The sequence below is a fragment of the Nostoc sp. genome (assembly GCF_036917455.1).
In the GTDB taxonomy this organism is placed as follows: Bacteria; Cyanobacteriota; Cyanobacteriia; order Cyanobacteriales; family Nostocaceae; genus Nostoc.
This window is the reverse complement of record NZ_JBALDK010000236.1, coordinates 1-15,908: the sequence shown is the minus strand read 5'-3', so window position 1 is coordinate 15,908 and position 15,908 is coordinate 1. Positions and strand designations below refer to the sequence as shown.

The 15,908-nt window shown below is 41.7% G+C and carries 12 protein-coding genes and 1 pseudogene; 5 read left to right on the top strand and 8 right to left on the bottom strand.

Going from position 1 to position 15,908, the window contains the following annotated elements:
• Positions 1-158: 158 nt before the first annotated feature.
• Both V7K42_RS26260 and V7K42_RS26255 read right to left on the bottom strand, forming a co-directional pair.
• On the bottom strand, positions 159-590 hold the full coding sequence (locus V7K42_RS26260; RefSeq protein WP_334829000.1) for an NUDIX hydrolase: 432 nt from the start codon (positions 588-590) through the stop codon (positions 159-161).
• A 21-nt stretch (positions 591-611) separates the two neighbouring features.
• Positions 612-1,085, bottom strand: coding sequence for a hypothetical protein (locus V7K42_RS26255; RefSeq protein WP_334920286.1), 474 nt, complete (start codon positions 1,083-1,085; stop codon positions 612-614).
• Positions 1,086-1,345: 260 nt separating this feature from the next.
• On the opposite strand from V7K42_RS26255, the gene folD reads away from it, so the two are divergent.
• The 3 genes from folD to V7K42_RS26240 all read left to right on the top strand — a co-directional run bounded on the left by folD (position 1,346) and on the right by V7K42_RS26240 (position 4,038).
• Positions 1,346-2,233, top strand: coding sequence for a bifunctional methylenetetrahydrofolate dehydrogenase/methenyltetrahydrofolate cyclohydrolase FolD (folD, locus tag V7K42_RS26250; protein WP_334920284.1), 888 nt, complete (start codon positions 1,346-1,348; stop codon positions 2,231-2,233).
• Positions 2,234-2,379: 146 nt separating this feature from the next.
• On the top strand, positions 2,380-3,312 hold the full coding sequence (crtE, locus tag V7K42_RS26245; protein ID WP_334920282.1) for a geranylgeranyl diphosphate synthase CrtE: 933 nt from the start codon (positions 2,380-2,382) through the stop codon (positions 3,310-3,312).
• A 270-nt stretch (positions 3,313-3,582) separates the two neighbouring features.
• Entirely contained in the window at positions 3,583-4,038 is a 456-nt protein-coding gene (locus V7K42_RS26240; protein WP_094344173.1) for a divergent PAP2 family protein, read from the top strand.
• A gap of 116 nt (positions 4,039-4,154) precedes the next feature.
• On the opposite strand, the gene V7K42_RS26235 is transcribed toward V7K42_RS26240, so the two are convergent.
• From V7K42_RS26235 to V7K42_RS26215, 5 genes and pseudogenes are all read right to left on the bottom strand, one after another.
• Complete coding sequence (locus V7K42_RS26235; protein WP_334920280.1) at positions 4,155-4,826, bottom strand: hypothetical protein; 672 nt, start codon at positions 4,824-4,826, stop codon at positions 4,155-4,157.
• Positions 4,827-5,016: 190 nt separating this feature from the next.
• Positions 5,017-5,346: an MgPME-cyclase complex family protein gene (locus V7K42_RS26230; protein WP_094344192.1), complete on the bottom strand. Its 330-nt coding sequence runs from the start codon at positions 5,344-5,346 to the stop codon at positions 5,017-5,019.
• Positions 5,347-5,411: 65 nt separating this feature from the next.
• Entirely contained in the window at positions 5,412-6,131 is a 720-nt protein-coding gene (locus V7K42_RS26225) for a SnoaL-like polyketide cyclase (protein WP_334920278.1), read from the bottom strand.
• Between the two features lie 175 nt (positions 6,132-6,306).
• A complete protein-coding gene (locus V7K42_RS26220) occupies positions 6,307-7,032 on the bottom strand; it encodes a pyridoxine 5'-phosphate synthase (protein WP_334920276.1) in 726 nt (241 codons plus the stop codon).
• A gap of 170 nt (positions 7,033-7,202) precedes the next feature.
• Positions 7,203-7,388, bottom strand: a pseudogene (locus V7K42_RS26215) (DUF433 domain-containing protein); the annotation flags it as partial.
• Positions 7,389-7,762: 374 nt separating this feature from the next.
• Here V7K42_RS26215 and V7K42_RS26210 point away from each other — a divergent pair.
• Both V7K42_RS26210 and V7K42_RS26205 read left to right on the top strand, forming a co-directional pair.
• Positions 7,763-12,310: a protein kinase domain-containing protein gene (locus tag V7K42_RS26210; RefSeq protein WP_334920274.1), complete on the top strand. Its 4,548-nt coding sequence runs from the start codon at positions 7,763-7,765 to the stop codon at positions 12,308-12,310.
• 111 nt (positions 12,311-12,421) lie between these two features.
• Positions 12,422-14,263: a sensor histidine kinase gene (locus V7K42_RS26205; protein WP_334920272.1), complete on the top strand. Its 1,842-nt coding sequence runs from the start codon at positions 12,422-12,424 to the stop codon at positions 14,261-14,263.
• Between the two features lie 461 nt (positions 14,264-14,724).
• Here V7K42_RS26205 and V7K42_RS26200 read toward each other — a convergent pair whose 3' ends face one another.
• Positions 14,725-15,678: a glycosyltransferase family 2 protein gene (locus tag V7K42_RS26200; protein ID WP_334920270.1), complete on the bottom strand. Its 954-nt coding sequence runs from the start codon at positions 15,676-15,678 to the stop codon at positions 14,725-14,727.
• Positions 15,679-15,908: the final 230 nt, after the last annotated feature.

The following is a 15,908-nucleotide window of genomic DNA, read 5'->3' as shown; positions in this document are numbered from 1 at the left end:
TGGCTTCTAGGATTGGGGAGGTAGGGGAGGAGAGGGAGCAGGGGGAGCAAGCAGGGGGAGCAGGGGGAGCAGGGGGAGCAGGGGGAGCAGGGGGAGTAGGGGGAGCAGGGGGAGAAGAATTAATAACTAAATGCCCAATTCTGAATTCTTAATCCCCGTTAAGAATTTATCCCCATAAAATCCAACATAATTCTCCGATGCATATTTCCTAAAGGTCTTACTTCGCCAGCGTTTTGCGAATAACAATTACCTTGGTGGATATCTTCTGGGGTCAATAATCCCATATCCCAGCCTTCATTCAAAACCAGTTGATTTAATTCCACCAAGAGGGGTGCATGAAAGACATGACGGACAACTCTTTCATCGGGATAACAGCCAAATTCCACAAAGGGTGGTAGGTTGTAGCCGATTTCTTCTAAAATTTCTCGCTTCACTGCTATATCTGGCGTTTCACCAGGTTCGATATGACCGCCAAATAGCGCCCAATAACCAGGGTAGAGAATACCGGGGATGTTGTCGCGTAGTTGCATGAGAAACTTGTTTTTTTGATAGAGAATTGCGATCGCTACATGCACAGGTTGATTGTTCATATATTAATTTTTAATTGCTAATTATTCTTCTTCTAGATAAACTTCCCCCAATTCTTTACCACCTAAAGGGATACTTCGGTAGCGAACTTTACCCTTAATCACCACTTGCGCTCCCTTACCTAGATTCTTTTGATTGGTGACAACCCAAATTTTGCCAGTGGAGTCATTAATTTGATAAGCCCATTGCTTCATCAAAGGAGCTTGGTTTTCCACCTGACCTTGGATGTAAACTGTAGCCTGATTGTCTTGTTCTGGTTTAATTTCTCGAATTGGGGTGACATTGGTACCAATTTTAAAATTAGTCCCATTCAAGCCAGGCGAGGTTAAACTACCACAACTAGAAAGTCCCACCACCAATAAAAAAATCAACCCCAGGCGGTACGGAACAATACTGTGTCTGTACAAGAACGCAAGGGACAAATTTTTTGTTTGTTGCATGAAAGCCATCGATTGAGCAAATTTTTGCTTCACTGCTTGGTTTGTCGCCAGTTTCATCAGGTCAGTTCCCATCTATAATATTCTCTGCGGTTTCAGAAACACACTCTCAACTGAGCAAAAAATGTTCTGAATTTCATCCTGCAATTCTTTATTCTTCAGATAAAGCTGTCGATCTGAGAAAATCAGCATTATGGTTTTACTCTGAGAGAAACGCTACGACATCAAACAGATACACACTAATAATTAAAAGTCAATAGTCAATATTTTTACTCCAGACTTCGGACAAAAGGCGAATTATAGATTAGTTAGGAACTTTTATGGAAACAAAAACTGCCAAACTTCTTGATGGTAAAGCAATAGCAGCAAAAATTCAGCAAGAACTTTCTGTTGCTATTACACAATTACAACCAAAAATTGGACGACCTCCAGGTTTAGCAGTGTTGATGGTTGGCGATAACCCAGCGTCAGCCGCTTATGTCCGCAATAAAGAAAAAGCCTGTGCTAAGGTTGGCATCGCCTCTTTTGGTAAGCATTTCCCGGCCCAAACAACCCTTGAAGAGTTAGAAGAGGTCATAGCTGCACTAAACCAAGACGAACGGGTGGATGGCATTCTGGTACAGCTACCCTTACCTAACCACTTGGATGCTGTGACTCTGCTACATCAAATCGATCCTGATAAAGATGCTGATGGATTACATCCAGTTAATTTGGGGCGATTAGTACGGGGAGAAACTGGTTTACGCAGCTGTACACCTGATGGTGTAATGCGGCTTTTAGAAGCTTATGAGATTCCCTTGCAGGGAAAACAGGCAGTAGTCGTGGGACGCAGTATTTTGGTGGGTAAACCTATGGCATTGATGTTATTAGAAGCTGATGCCACAGTCACGATCGCTCACTCGCGATCGCATGACCTGAAAGCCATCACCCAAAATGCTGATATTCTAATTGCAGCAGTCGGTCGTCCTGGATTGATCGCTGCTGATATGGTAAAACCAGGTGCTGTTGTGGTAGATGTGGGAATGAATCGCGTCACCGATGCTAGTGGCAAAAGTCGCTTAATTGGCGATGTCCACTTTGAATCAACAGCTGCTGTAGCAGGATTTATCACTCCCGTCCCTGGCGGTGTTGGCCCTATGACTGTAGCCATATTGTTGCAAAATACATTTAACAGCTATTCCAAAGCGGCAAGAAAAGAAAGAGAGTGAAGAGTGATGAGTAAGGAGTTAAAAGTTAAGAGTTATTAATGCTAATTCTTAACTCCTAACTCCTAATTCTTCATTTATTTCAGCGCCACAGCACCTTAAAATTGTGACGTATGAGACGAAAATCCCAAAATGTCAGGAATTAAAGAATGGTAGCAACTGATAACGTTCAAAAGATACCACCAGAGGAAGCCAAGTTTAACTTAGCAGTCTATCTAAAAGAGCGACAAAAGCTTTGCGATAATGCTTTGGATCGGGCTATCCCCGTCATTTATCCAGAAAAGATTTATGAGTCGATGCGCTACTCGTTATTAGCTGGAGGCAAGCGTGTCCGTCCCATTCTTTGCCTTGCTACCTGTGAAATGATCGGTGGCACTATTGAAATGGCTATGCCAACGGCTTGTGCTGTAGAAATGATCCACACAATGTCGTTGATTCATGACGACCTCCCAGCGATGGATAATGACGATTATCGTCGGGGAAAGCTGACCAATCATAAAGTCTATGGCGATGATGTGGCGATCTTAGCTGGGGACGGCTTGTTGGCACTCGCTTTTGAGTTTGTTGCCCTTGAAACCCCCCAAAGCGTTAAGAGAGAGCTAGTCTTGCAGGTAGTTGTCCGTCTTGGTAGGGCGCTGGGGGCAGCTGGTTTGGTTGGCGGTCAAGTTGTCGATTTAGAGTCGGAAGGTAAATCCGATATTTCCCTAGAAACGCTAAATTTCATTCATAAACATAAAACGGCCGCCCTTTTGGAAGCTTCCGTAGTTTGTGGCGGGATCGTCGCTGGGGCATCGTCTGAAGATGTGCAACGACTGACCCGTTATGCTCAAAATATTGGGCTAGCATTCCAAATCATAGATGATATTTTGGATATCACTTCTACCCAAGAGCAATTAGGTAAAACAGCTGGTAAAGACCAAAAAGCCCAGAAAGTGACCTATCCCAGCCTTTGGGGACTTGAGGAATCGCGCTCAAAAGCCCAAGAGTTAGTTGAAACAGCTTGTGTGGAATTAGAACCATTTGGGGAGAAAGCCAAGCAACTCCAAGCGATCGCTCATTTTATTACCAGCCGCAATAATTAGCAACCCTTTGTGGCATGATAAGTTCTTATACCGCAAGGGTTTCATTCATTGGAAGTGGGTGGTTTATTTACACGATGCTGTACTACTACCGCCCAGCAGAATTCAAAATTCAAAATTCAAAAAGCTTATTCGATCGGCTTTTAGGCAATTTTGAATAATTGGTCTGTTTTCGCCATGATGTACTAGGTTAATTTTGGATTTTGGGTTGAATCTAAATTGTTTCCTCAACCAAAAACTGCTGCTAATATTTACTAACCTAACCAAAATACCATGCAGGACATAGGCAACATTTTAGACAACCGGGTGCTGCTGGTTGCTCTGGTAGCTTGTTTAATTGCTCAAGCATTAAAGCTCGTAGTCGAGATCGTCAAACATCGCAAACTCAATGTACGTGTTTTGGTGACAACCGGAGGTATGCCCAGTGCCCATTCAGCTTTAGTTACAGCTCTAGCGGCTGGTGTGGGGCAAACACTGGGTTGGGCATCTCCTGATTTTGCCGTTGCGATGATTTTTGCCATCATCGTCATGTATGATGCAGCCGGGGTTCGTCAAGCAGCTGGTAAGCAAGCTCGCATCCTCAATCAAATGATTGATGAATTATTTCATGAAAAACCAGACTTTAGCCAAGACCGTCTGAAAGAATTACTCGGACATACACCAGTTCAGGTAATAGCTGGGTCGGCTTTGGGTATAACTATCTATTGGTTAGCTAGGTCTGCTTATTAAGCTAGGGCAACAAATTTTTGTTTGAGCGACTATTATTAATTGGTAACTGGTAATTTGTCAGTTGACAAATTACCAACTTGGTAGATCGCATCAGTCTTTCAGAAAACTTAATATCACTACAAGCGCACAGTTGAGCGCAGCAGAATCACCTTACGACTATCTACTATGCTGGCAACAAAACCGCCATTGTTCAGCTTCTGTAATGTGTTGTATGCTTCACTTTGGTTGGTTGTGTATACTGCTAGCAAATAAGGGCGTTGTCCATAAGAAACAAAACCTACGTTACCTCCTACTGCTTGCTGTACGCTATTTACTAGTTCAGGACGGTTGTAATAATCTACCAACACTGCATAACCCTCTCCTAATGCTTGGGGATTATAGTTAACTGTCTGCTGAGGTGGCTGTTGCTGTAGTTGTGCCTGTTGTTGTGGCTGTTGTTGTGGCTGCACATCTGCTGTTGTTGGTCGAGTGGTGATGATGGCAGACAAGCCAACAATATTGCTTACATACCTTGCCCATCGATTGGCATCATCAATTTTTTTAAAGCCCCCGATTCGCGTCACAGTTTCGTTGAGATATTTGCAGGTAATGGTCTTTAGTTCAGGTGGTAAGGCACTACGCAACTGCTTTTGATTATTTGCTGTGGGACTGACTACTAATAAAAGATACTCACCCGAAGTCGGTGGTTGACAAAGGGGAATGGCTTGTTGAGCAAAAACAGAACTCATGCCACTAATCAACCCTGCGATCGCTAATCCTAAAATACTTGGTATCTGAAATCTATGCACAAAAGTTAGATTATGTAAATCAAGGTGTCCTAGAAGATTTTATAAGAAAAAAGCTGAAAACCTAGCTACTTCAGTATGGCAACGAAAGTAGTGTTACAAAATATATTTTGTCTTTACCAAATAAAATTGGGGAATGGGGGAGCAGAACTATATGATGATTGACCAATGCCCCATACCCAATGCCCAATTTCTAAGATACGGTAGCCAACGATGCTAAAGCATCTGGTATTGTCTCAGAAGGAGCCTGGAATTCTCCAGTGATGACGTACTCTAAACGCAGTTTTAACCAAGTAATAAATTGAGGATTAGTTGAAATAATTGCTACCGCTGGTTGGGGACACTTTGCCTTTAGCTGTGCAAATTCGGGTGCTTCCAAGAAAGCTGGTTGCTGAACCAACCAAAAATCTAGTTGTTTTTCTTGTTCGTGGTAGTGACGAGTGCGTTCTTTGATAACTTCGTGTATGGGTTCTTCTTGAAGAAGAAAGCGAAGACTTGCCAAAACGTAATAGTATGTTTGCATTTTCATCCTTTGGTTGCTGTGTGAATCATGTAAGGGCACAGGATTACATTCTGTACCCTTATGAACTAACTCTTACGGGATTTTTTGAACCAAGAACTGAACGGACAAGCACTTGTCGGCTTTTGGGCATTTGTCTGTTTGCCACCAGATGTTAGCTTTTCCAAGAACAAATTATTGTCGAAGTAGTGTTCTAAGGAAATAACCTTCAAGTCATCGGTAACTTTGGCAATGCTCATACCGATAATTTCTATTGTCTCTCCAGTCGGCGCATGGCCTTTGTATTCTCCGTTAAAATGTCCCCAATGCCGCCATTTGAATGTGACATTTGGTGGCCCTGAGTAAACTTCCAGCACTTCCCAAGGAAATCCTTGAGGAAATGTTGTGTGGAAGACTTTTGCGGATGATTCAAAGCTTTCTTCTGAAGCCTTGTAATGCTCTGAATCAGGCATAAATAAGTTGTAAGTACCTTGGGCCGATACATCTGCTGCGGTGTACTCTACTCCACCATTGGTACTCACCCGAAACTGTTCATTGACAATAGATAACCACTGTTGGGGGTTAGCTTTGAAAGATACCTCCATCTCGAAGGTTCGCACCAAGTTTTGCACGATCGCTTCTAGTGTACCTTCAAGGTGATTGTGGATACTTTCTTGGGCAAGATTCTCTTTTGAACGAGAATAATCAGGCGGTGTCTGATAGCGCCACTCGACATCAGTGCTTTCTGCTATCACTTTATCTCTATCCTGTACCCAAAGTGGCAGGTCGTTAGATTGTGTTGCGCTCATAGAAGTTTTTGCTGAAGATTTGATCCCAATTTCTAGATTTCGCAGTGACAACCCCTCTTTTAAGATACGGGAGCAGGGGAGCAGAGGAGCAGGGGAGCAGGGGAGCAGGGGAGCAGGGGAGCAGGAGAGAAGTTGTAGTAAATTTTTCCCCTCTGCCCCTCTGCCCCTCTGCCCCTTATACCCCATTCCCCCTTATAGCTTGCTTCATCTCGCGGACTGCCCTTTCTATACCTACTAATGCTGCCCGGCTGATGATGGTATGACCAATGTTCAGTTCTTCCATGCCTGGAAGCGCAGCCACTGGATAGACGTTCCAATAGGTGAGTCCGTGACCGGCGTTGACTCGCAATCCAGCTTGAATCGCTTGTTCACAACCTTTAGCTAATATGGCTAATTCTCGGTGGCGATTTGTTTCATCCTTGGCCTCAGCATATTGTCCGGTGTGCAATTCGATAAACTGTGCCTGCACCTTGATAGATGCTTCAATTTGTGCTATTTCAGCATCGATAAATAAACTAACTGGAATGTTAGCACTTTGCAATTTATCGACTATCTCACCTATTCTAGCAATTTGGAGGGTAATATCTAGTCCGCCTTCTGTTGTGACTTCTTCGCGTTTTTCGGGGACTAAAGTCACGTAATCTGGTTTGATATCGAGTGCGATCGCTAGCATTTCATCTGTTGCGGCCATTTCTAAATTAAGATGCGATCGCACTGTTTGCCGCAATATCCGCACATCCTTGTCTTGGATATGCCGCCGATCTTCGCGCAGATGCACCGTAATTCCATCAGCACCCGCTAATTCTGCCAGTACCGCAGCCGCCACCGGGTCTGGTTCCACCGTCTGTCGCGCTTGCCGGATGGTGGCGATGTGGTCAATGTTAACGCCAAGTGTAGGCACCCCAAATTTCTCCCAAATCCACAGTCCTCAGAACTTGATTTTACCGGAAATAGTGAGAATTTTACTTGAGAGTTAAAAACACGTTCGCTTACTTTCTGTGGGAACATCTCATCAGCGTATAAACGCGCCATGATTTAAGCAACCTTATTAGCACGAATTGCAGCTTCAATTTATTCAGGATAAGCATCTGCAAATATCCAAGCATTAATTAAATCAGCCGCGCCAATATGAGGATAATCTTGCAAAAGTTGGACTTTGGTAATTCCCAGGCGACGTGCTTCAACTAATAACCAAATTGCAATCCGAGTTCCAGCGATACAAGCTTCTCCACCCCAAACACCGGGTATTTTAGTGATAAGCTGTCGCGCCTACAAGTTGCCTCATAATCTTTTAGGTAAAATCTGTAAACCCTCTCCTCTGCTCCTCTGCTCCTCTGCTCCCCTGCTGTCTCAATGTACAAATTAAAAACACAACAGCTTACCTTTTACTCTATGTTGATGGTTTGAGTTAGGCTTTGGATAAATTGCCATTTTTTCGGTTGGAAGTAGTGCCAGGATTTGATTTTCTAGTTCTTGGAGAGTTATATAGCATCTTAGCTCAATTTGTATTGTAGTTATTTAACAAAGTTTAGGGGTAAATCTCCGTTACAAAATGTAATTGCGTTAGCAAAAGCTGATTTTTGGGCAAACTACTTTAACTAAATAGCTGATTTAACAAGAGTTGATGAAGTATGACTAGAGCAGTTGAGCCGATTGACAAGCTTTTGAACTATCGAATTAGCGAACAACTTTATGCAGGTTATAAAACCTTAGTTTACCGTGCAATTCGAGAGACCGATCTAACTCCAGTCGTAATTAAACTGCTCCAGCAGGAGTATCCCAGCTTCAACGAACTGCTGCTATTTCGTAATCAGTACACAATCGCTAAAAATATTGACCTACCTGGCATTGTTCGTCCCTACAGCCTGGAACCTTACCGCAACAGCTATGCTTTGGTGATGGAAGATTTTGGCGGTATTTCCCTCAGAGATTGGATGAACGGAAAAATGGGGGGTAAGCAATATAGTTTGACAGAGTTCTTAGAAATTGCGATCGCTCTGAGCGATATTCTTGACGGACTCTATCGCCATCGGATTATCCACAAAGACATCAAGCCTGCCAACATCCTGATTAACCCGAAAACTCAGCAAGTCAAGTTGATTGACTTTAGCATTGCCTTTTTTTTACCCAAAGAAACCCTGGAAGTTCACAGTCCTAATGTCTTAGAAGGGACTCTCGCCTACCTTTCCCCAGAACAAACCGGGCGAATGAATCGCGGAATTGACTATCGCAGTGATTACTATTCTCTCGGCGTTACCTTCTATGAATTGCTGGCTGGACATTTACCCTTTCAGTCTAATGAGCCGATGGAGTTGGTTCACTGTCATATTGCCAAGCTTCCAGAAGAATTAGGAGGCAGGGGGGAAGAAGAGATTCCCCAAGTTCTTTGTGACATTGTGATGAGATGGATGGCGAAAAATGCTGAAGACCGCTATCAGAGCGCATTAGGGTTGAAATTTGATTTAGAAAAATGTTTGTCTCAATTACAAGATATTAAAGAGATTAAATCCTTTCAATTAGGGGAGCGGGATATTTGCGATCGCTTCATCATCCCAGAAAAGCTCTACGGTCGCCAAGCGGAAGTTGAAAGCTTACTGGATGCCTTTGAGAGAGTCAGTCAGGGAAGCACCGAAATTATGTTGGTAGCAGGCTTCTCTGGTATTGGCAAAACTGCTGTGGTTAACGAAGTCCACAAACCAATTGTGCGACAACGGGGTTACTTTATTAAAGGTAAATTTGACCAATTCGGGCGCGATATCCCTTTCTCTGCCTTTGTGCAAGCCTTAAATAATAGCCAAGATAAATTTGAAAAGGCAAAAATTTATGGTATTCAGATGTACCTAAAAATGACTCAAGGCGAAAATATCGAAGCTGGCATTAAAGGTGGGTTGAAAGGTTTAAGCATCATGGGGATGCATTTACCTGTTACTTCTGAAGAACAGCAAACTGCGATCGCAACTGAATTTAAAGAATTAAAAGTTAAACTGCAAACGATTCGTACAGCAGATTTATTCGATTTGCCGGAGATGACAGATCCAGATAAGAAAGTCTGTATGGGTCTTTTAGCCGACCTTTGGGGAATAGCTTATATGGGAGGAGATCAAAACCTTAGTTGTTTGGCTCCTTTATTAATGATCGGTTTATCGTTGACTTATGGCAATGCTGAAAGTTCTGGTTTTGCTTATTGTCTATATGGAATGAATTTAGCAAATCAAGGTAGTTATAAAACCGCCTATGAGTTTGGGAAGTTAGCAATAAAACTCGATCGTCACTTCAATAGCAGCCAATTTATTTTTAAGACCAATAATATCTTTGCACACACGATTAATCCCTATAGTCAGCATTTAAAAACTAATTTACAGTTTTCTGAAAAATCATTCCAAGTCTGTCAAGAAACTGGAAATTTAGTGTTTGGTGTTTGGGCTGTTTCGTTTCTAATTTGGGCAATGTTAATTAAGGGCGATCGCCTATCAGATGTTTACGCAGAAACGGAAAAATATCTTAGCTATGTTCAACAGGTAAATGATGCCAATATGCTGTATGCGTTTACTTTACAGAGGCAGTTTTTATTGAACCTGCAAGCAAAATCTCAAAACACCGATTTATTAGACGATCGCAATGACGAAGATATTCCCTATATAGAAGTGTGGAGACAGAAGAATAACTTTGATCATGGAATTAATTGGTACTGCTTTCTGAAAATCCAATTATCTTACCTTTATGGTCGCTATGAAGATGCCATTCAATCGGCACAAGAAGCTGAAAAAACTCTTGGCTCTAATTCTGCTTTCTTCCAAATTATTCAGTATCACTTCTATTATCCGCTTAGTTTGTTAGCCATCTATCCCAATGCAACATTAGAGAAGAAAAAGCAGTATTGGGACACCATCCAAGAACATCAACAAATCCAAAAAAATTGGGCGGATAATTGCCCACAAAACTTTCTCCATCGATATCTCTTATTGTCTGCGGAAATGGCAAAAGTTTCTAGCAATTATATGGATGCAATTGAGTTATACGATCGCGCCATTACTAAAGCCAAAGAAAATGAATACCTCAACGAACAAGCTCTTGCTAACGAACTCGCAGCCAAGTTTTATTTAGAGTGGGGAAAAGAGCGCATTGCCCAAGAGTATTTGATTAATGCTTACTATGGTTATACTTGCTGGGGTGCTAAAACCAAAGTCGATGATTTAGAACACCGTTATCCACAACTTCTAACCCCAATTTTACAACAGAGGCATTTCCGAAGTGACTCCGAAAGAGGATCGCTACTCACGCCCAATGAAACCTTGGCAAATATTGACACCATTGCTACCTTGCACCCAAGCATTAATAAATCAGTAACATCTAGTAGCAATACGTCAGTAATGCTAGATTTGGCAACAGTTCTCAAAGCATCTCAGACTCTCTCTAGTGAAATTGAACTGGATAAATTACTTACAAAGCTGCTGCAAGTGGTGATTGAAAATGCTGGAGCCGATAAGTGTGCGTTACTACTGCTCAAAGAAGGTAGATTGGTCGTTGAGGCCACTGCTCAAGTTGGGCAACAATCAACGGTGTTACAGTCCATTTTTGTAGAAGATAGTGCAGACGTTCCCCATAGCATAATTTATGCCGTTAAACGCACCCTGCAACCTACCGTCATCCTTGATACAACATTCCATCCAATCCTGATCGCGGATTCCTATATCATTCGTCAGCAACCCAAAAGCTTGCTGTGTACACCGATTCTGCATCAAGGTAAACTGTTAGGGATTTTGTATTTAGAAAACAATCTAATTACTGGGGCATTTAGCAGCGATCGCGTCAAAATTCTCAATTTGTTATGCACTCAAGCTGCAATCTCCCTAGAAAACGCCCGACTTTATCAGCAAGCACAAGATACTCTAGAAAATCTGGGACAGACAGAACAATTCTTGCGGTTAATTATCGACAATATCCCCCAGTCTGTTTTTTGGAAAGACCGCAATAGTGTTTATTTAGGCTGTAACCATAACTTTACTCAAACTTGGGGTCTAGGAGTGCCAGAAGATGTTATTGGTAAAACAGATTACGATCTTCCCTGGGCTAGTAAGCAATCAGATTTTTTTGTAGCACGCGATCGCCGCATTATGGAATCTGGACGACCTGAATTCAATATTATTGAAACATTACAGCAAGCAGACGGTAAACCAATTTGGTCGAATACAAACAAAATCCCTCTAAAAGATAGAGAAGGAAAATTTTTTGGTATCCTTGACACATCTGAAGACATCACCGAACGCCAGGAAGCACAACAATTACTGCAACAGCAAAAGCAACAATTAGAACAAGCTTTGCAAGAACTCCAAACAATGCAATTGCAATTGGTACAGGGTGAAAAAATGTCTGCTCTTGGTAATTTGGTAGCAGGTGTTGCCCATGAAGTAAACAATCCGATTGGCTTCATTGCTGGCAACTTAGAACCAGCCAAAGATTATGTTAAAGATTTGTTTGGACTAGTTAATCTTTATCAAGAAAAATTTCCCAATCCTGGCTCAGATATTCAAAACGAAATTGATGCCATCGACCTTAATTATTTACGCGAAGATTTACCTAAACTGCTAAACTCAATGAAATTGGGTGTTAGCCGTATCCGCAGCATCAGTACCAGTTTGCGAACCTTCTCCAGAGCAGATAAAGATTATAAAGTTCCCTTTGATATTCACGAAGGCATTGATAGCACTATTCTCATTCTCAGACACCGTTTAAAAGCTAATGAAAACCGTCCGGCAATTGATGTAGTGAAGAATTATGGCAAACTACCCCTAGTGGAATGCTTTGCTGGACAACTTAATCAGGTGTTTATGAACTTGTTAGCAAATGCCATTGATGCACTTGAACAATACAATACAGAACGGAGTTTGGAAGCCATTCTAGCTAACCCCAATTGCATCACTATTCAAACTCGTGTAGCAAACTCAGGGCAGCATATTTGGATTAAGATTGCTGATAACGGAGTGGGAATGTCACCGCAGGTCAAGGAACGAGTATTCGATCATTTATTCACCACCAAGCCTGTAGGAAAAGGCACTGGATTGGGATTAGCGATCGCTCGGCAAATTGTAGTAGAAGGACATGGTGGTTCACTCTCTTGCACTTTAGAAGTTGGACTGGGTACAGAGTTTGTCATTCAAATCTCTACTCAACAACAATAAAGAATGCTGTTAATGGTAGCGAGGCGTTTAGCCTGTGCTGAGTAATTTCTACTTTACTCAGCACTTTTAATTGTTAATTTTTAATTTTTAACTTGGAGGAAAGCGACGAAAATGTTTAAATTACGCAAACGTTGGTTGAAATGGCGATCGCGTAATTTCGTATTACTATCAATTTTGGTAATTCTGTCCCTTAGTATCAGCGTCACCGCAATCATTAGTTACAACATTGTGAAAGGGCTATTGCTCAATAGTCTGAAGCAGCAAGTGCTGTTAAAAACACAACAAGGTCAAAATGATATTGATAACTGGTTAGCCATTCGGAAGACAGAAATTAAAACTCTGGCAAATTCTGCTGTAGTGCGATCGCTAGATTGGTCTGTGATGGAACCTTACTTACAATCTGAAGTGAAGCGGATGCAAACATTTTTGCTCATCGCGTTTGCCACACCAGATGGTGCATTGATTAATACTCAGGAAGGTCGTCCGAATGTCAAAGATCGAGAATTTTTTCAGCACAGTATGGCAGGTGAAACGATAGCTGCCGATCCAATTATTGGGCGCACAAACAATCAGTTACAGATTCAGATTAGTTCCCCGATTCCCGGCAAAACAGGCACAAAACCAGCAGGTGTGTTTATGGGAGGAATTGAGATTAATCGGGTAGTTGAGGCGATCGGCAATTTACATCAAGGTGAGGGTAGCTATGCCTTTGCACTAAATTCTCAAGGAGTTCCCATAGCTCATCCCGACATTCGATTGATTGGCACACCGGAAAAAGCTGCTAAGAGTTTTCTCAATTCACCTAATCTCCAGTTGGCAAAAATCACTCAAAAGATGGTAGCTAAACGCACCAATATTGAATTGGCTCAACTGGATGGAAAGTGGAATTATGTTGCTTATACTCCTTTGAAAGAAGCAAATTGGTCAGTAGCTCTAGTTGTACCACAAGAAAATATTGAATCACCATTGCAGGCGTTGAACCTGTTAGCTACGGTTCTGGGAGGATTGCTTGTAGTTGGGTTAATCGGTGGATGGCGACAGGTACAACTATACGAACAAATTCGCGATCGCGCCTTGATTTCTAGCCAGCAGGCGCAACAACTCAGTGAAACGTTGAAAGAATTGCAAAACACTCAAGCTCAACTTATCCAAACTGAAAAAATGTCTAGCCTGGGTCAACTAGTGGCCGGAGTCGCACACGAAATCAATAATCCCGCCAATTTTATTCATGCCAATCTCAACCATGCCAGTCAATACAGCCAAGACATTCTCGATTTGCTAAAGCTTTATGAACAAGCCTACCCAAATCCTACACCAGAAATTAGCGATCGCTCCCAAGAGATTGATATTGAGTTTCTCGCAGAAGATTTACCTAAACTAATGGCATCGATGCAAGTGGGAACCAAACGTATCCGTCAAATTGTGCTGTCGCTGCGTAATTTTTCCCGCCTTGATGAAGCAGACATGAAGTTTGTAGACATTAATGAAGGATTAGACAACACTCTGATGATTCTGAATCATCGCCTGACAGCCACGCCTAATCAATCAGAAATTCAAATCGTTAAGAAGTACGGTGATTTACCTCTAGTAGAATGCTATGCAGGGCAGCTCAATCAGGTGTTTATGAATGTTCTAGCCAATGCGATCGATGCTATAGAAGAGTCATTAGTAAAAAATCAAGGACAAATTTGTATTCGGACTGAACTCAGTGATGATAAGCAAGTGATGATTCAGATTTATGACAACGGAATTGGTATGTCAGAAGAGGTAAAGGAACGAGTATTTGACTATATGTTTACTACGAAACCTGTGGGCAAAGGCATCGGATTAGGAATGGCGATCGCTTATCAAATTATCGTAGACAAACATGCAGGAAGTATTGAAGTTGATTCAACCCCAGGACATGGCACAGAGTTTACTATCCGTATTTCTTTAAAGAGTAAAAATTGCTAAAAAATTGAAACAACCAACGATTATAGGACTTACGCAAAAACTCTCTGAAACTCTTATTTCTCCGTGTCGCGCCAGTTGCTATAAGTCGGGGAACCCGCCCAACGTACTGGCTTCTCTGCGCCCTCTGTGGTTCGTTTTTTCATGATTTTGCGTAAGTCCTGGATTATAACAGTGATTTTTTAGATAATTTTTATCATCATACTCAGAGGATAAATAAACAAGTATTTCGCTGTGATTTTAGATATTTAGCGATCCCTCCTTTTTAAGCTATCTATTATAAACATCTTTCTTAACAAAAGCTTTGACAAAAGCCGTAAATTGTGTACGTTCTAAACGAAGACCCAGAAGCATAGCCAACGTCAGCAAATGGAACAATAGATCGGACAAGAACTAGAAAGAACCGAATTAGGTGACGCGAGAAGAACCAAACGATTACCCAGATGACCAAATGAAGCCAAAACTCACGATTCTTGCTTCATTTGGGCATAGGCTTTATAAACACCCTTCACGTTGTACCAGTTGAGAAAAATTCGGGCAATTTCTAAAGCTAATTGCGGTTTACCTAAATTAATTAGCCATTGCAATAATGGAGCCATTGTCCGTTCATTCAGTGCGCCATTGAGTGACAAAATTCCCCAAAGTAAGCGATGTAGCCAAGTCATTTGAATCATCATTCGCACCTCCCATGTAGGATGCTTTTGATAAAATAAAACTCCCATCCGTCCGCGTTGAATTTCTTGGTCAATTAATCGGGGAATTTGCTCTAAGTTAAATGCTGGATGCCAGTGATATCCAACGGCTTCTGGACATTTTATTAGTGTCAAACCTAGTTTTTTTAGCCGCACACCCAATTCTAAATCTTCCCAGCCATAGAGTTGAAAGCTGGTGTCAAAAAGTCCCGCTTTTTCTAACCAATGTTTGGCAATTGCTACATTTCCAGTAGCAAAAAAAGCTGCTGAAAAATCTGTTACCTTGTAGGGTTCAGCCGTTGGCTTGTCGAAATTACAAGTATTAATAACTGCACCGTAAGTAAACAAGCGATCGCTCCTCAATTTCTCCTGTCCCTGCATGAGTGCGTTAGCATGAGCTTGCAAGAAATTACTCAGCACAACTAAATCACTATCAATGAAGATAATTGTGTCTCCCTCCGCCTTCTTTACCCCTAAATTCCGAGCCGCAGATGGACCAGCCCGATCTTGCTGAAACCATCGCACATGGGGAAACTCGTCTTTGTGTGCTGCTAACCACTCCAATGTGTCATCAGTAGAACCATCATCCACCAAGACAATCTCGTAACCAGTAACCGAACTTGGCTGACTTAACTCCTGCACCTCCAAGGCACGGAGGCACTTTTCTAAAATCGGTTGACGATTATAAGTCGGTATAACAACGCTGAAAAACACAGTATCACCCATAACACTATTAACCCATCTCCAGAATAGGACAGATGGGGCACTGACACTGTTCCTTATCTGATTGATTAGGGTTAAGAAAGTAGCAAGAGGTTATATTTCAATTAACTGAAATATAACCTAAATTTAATTATTGCCAAATAAACTAGATAATAATAAAGAATATACTCATATATAAAAACCAATTAATTAAATTATTCTATTATTAATTAGTTATTAAAATATACGGAAAT

What these genes read in the sequence shown, in the direction of transcription:
- V7K42_RS26200 (WP_334920270.1), bottom strand. Translation starts at nt 15,678, where the DNA reads ATGGGTGATACTGTGTTTTTCAGCGTTGTTATACCGACTTATAATCGT.
- crtE (WP_334920282.1), top strand. Translation starts at nt 2,380, where the DNA reads ATGGTAGCAACTGATAACGTTCAAAAGATACCACCAGAGGAAGCCAAG.
- V7K42_RS26255 (WP_334920286.1), bottom strand. Translation starts at nt 1,085, where the DNA reads ATGAAACTGGCGACAAACCAAGCAGTGAAGCAAAAATTTGCTCAATCG.
- V7K42_RS26240 (WP_094344173.1), top strand. Translation starts at nt 3,583, where the DNA reads ATGCAGGACATAGGCAACATTTTAGACAACCGGGTGCTGCTGGTTGCT.
- V7K42_RS26225 (WP_334920278.1), bottom strand. Translation starts at nt 6,131, where the DNA reads ATGAGCGCAACACAATCTAACGACCTGCCACTTTGGGTACAGGATAGA.
- V7K42_RS26210 (WP_334920274.1), top strand. Translation starts at nt 7,763, where the DNA reads ATGACTAGAGCAGTTGAGCCGATTGACAAGCTTTTGAACTATCGAATT.
- V7K42_RS26230 (WP_094344192.1), bottom strand. Translation starts at nt 5,346, where the DNA reads ATGCAAACATACTATTACGTTTTGGCAAGTCTTCGCTTTCTTCTTCAA.
- V7K42_RS26205 (WP_334920272.1), top strand. Translation starts at nt 12,422, where the DNA reads ATGTTTAAATTACGCAAACGTTGGTTGAAATGGCGATCGCGTAATTTC.
- folD (WP_334920284.1), top strand. Translation starts at nt 1,346, where the DNA reads ATGGAAACAAAAACTGCCAAACTTCTTGATGGTAAAGCAATAGCAGCA.
- V7K42_RS26260 (WP_334829000.1), bottom strand. Translation starts at nt 590, where the DNA reads ATGAACAATCAACCTGTGCATGTAGCGATCGCAATTCTCTATCAAAAA.